We start from the raw sequence: 2,196 nt of genomic DNA on the forward strand, positions 1-2,196 counted from the left end.
CGAGACAAGGTCTACCCAGGCGCTGTGTGGGCCGTAGGCGACGCTCTAGGCATCGGGGCGTCGGGCACGGCAGGCGTCCGCGACCCCGACGAGCCGGATGCTCCTATGCGACCGGACACCGTCTTCGACGCCGCCAGCCTCACCAAGATCCTCGCCGTCTGGTCCTCGATCGGTGCTCTCTGGGAGGACGGCAAGCTCGACCTCGACATCCCGCTCGGCACTTTCTGGCCCGAGGTCATTGGCCACCCGCTCGGAGCGGCCACCGCACGACAGCTACTCACCCACACCGCGGGCCTTCCGCTGCGGGCCCAGCTGAAGAACCTCTACGGCACCGATGCCCAGGACATCCGCGACGGCGTCCTGCACGAAGCTCTGCGCCGCCAGCCCGGCGAGGCCGTCGAATACACCGACCGAGCCGCCCTGGTCCTCGGCTACCTCGCCGAACATCTCTCCGGCGAGAGCCTCAACCACATCTCTGTCGCACGGACTTGGCAGCCACTCGGCATGGACTCCACCCGCTTCGGGCCGCTGCCAGTCGAGGTCGCCGCCCGCTGCGCGCCGACCGAACTCGACCAAGACACCGATACGCATCTCAAGGGCATCGCCCACGACTTCTCCGCCCGCCTGCTGGGCGGAGCATGCGGAATCGCTGGCGTCTTCACGGTCCTCGACGACCTCACCGCATTCCTGCGCTACATGCTCGACACCGTGACCGCCTCGGCACGCGCCGGGTTCGGCCCGGCCTGGACGGCAGAATCACTGACCGTCCAGACCGGAGCCCTGGAACCCGTACGCGGACTGTTCTGGCACCCCGCCCCCGGTACCACCCCCGCCGACGACGTCTGGGTCCATTACGGCTTCACCGGAACCGGCATGTGGATCTCGCCTCGCCAGCGGCGATGGGCGGTGCTCCTCACCAACAAGCTCTACTACACCCGCGATCGCCAGCCCCTGACCGACGTTCGCAACGCCTACCGGGTGCTTGCCTTCGCCTGAAGCGGCCGACGGTGAATCCACCGAGAGATTTCGAATAGCTCGCAGTAGACGCCTATCGGGCCCGACCGCTCAACAGCCAGGCCCACCCACACCTAACCTACCCCCCGAGAGGTCTGGACCATTTACCCAAGGTGGCAGCCTTCATAAGTACTTCCTCGACGACTTCGTGAGCCGGTCTTCTCAGGCCGCGAATGTTCAGGCGAATCTTGTTCGAGAACGGTTGACCGCCGTTACTAAAGCCGCGCCAAGTACCGTCCTCTCTGCGGCCCCTTGGTCTCATTACCTCGATTAGTCGGTAAGCTTCAAGAGCCTGCCTGGCGTCATATACCTCGCGAGCCAGCCCTACACGGCCCGCCCTTTCCTTCCATGAAATGGATAGGTACTCCTCTTCGGAGGCCAATTGGAGGCACATCAAAAAAGCGGCGATCTCGCTCTTCGTCAGCCCGTGCACCCATCCCCTTGTGAAAAACTGACGAGGGACTTTCAGAGCATCTTCGCCGCCGTGGGGGACACGGTACTCGACGGCACCCGCCGACGAGCTGCTGGCGTCCTCCGAGAGAAGTTGGAATCCTTCGTACCTGTTCGCCGATCCGGACTTCCCTAGGTCAACGAAATGATTCTTGGCCAGAAGACCGAGAGCCGACCGAAACTGGCGAAGTTTATTCCGCGTATAGGCAGACGCCTGTGCAGAACTCCCGCTCGACTTGGCAGACACGACAACAAGGTCCAGCCAGGTCACCAAATCCGGAGTGCGCCTACTGAGGGTGATCTGATTAGACCATGTCCGGCCAGGGCGGGACTGACAGTGTGCGACAAATAGCGCAGTCAGATGAAACTGAAGCGCCACGCCTTGTGGCAATATGAGGCGCGCCATAGGAGGAAGGATGTGCCGCGCCGGGCGCCTGCGTTCATCTAGCTCTGGTCCGAATCTGAGATATGCGGGCATGGGGAAGGGGGCCCAAAGGTCCACGTCTGGCATATGCGAGTTGCGGACATAAAGGGTTCTAATGCGAATTTCGCTGGGTGCATGGCCATTGGCCCACAGCTTCTCCGCCGCGGTGAGGACCTCCGGGAGCCCCCGCTCGCGGACGAGGACTCTGAGGGTCTCTGCTCGCTTTCTGGCCCTCTGCTGACTCTGCGTTGTCTGCGTCAAAGTTGCCCCCTGCCGTAGCGATGACGTCTTGGTCCGACCTCCCCCAC

At 63.3% G+C, this 2,196-nt stretch carries 1 protein-coding gene; it reads left to right on the top strand.

Features of this window, described 5'->3' with window-relative positions:
- On the top strand, positions 1–996 hold a 996-nt coding region (locus ACZ5CR_RS43850), incomplete at its 5' end, for a serine hydrolase domain-containing protein (RefSeq protein ID WP_468868877.1).
- Positions 997–2,196 lie beyond the last annotated feature (1,200 nt).

This window comes from Streptomyces sp. NPDC031274 (assembly GCF_055570235.1).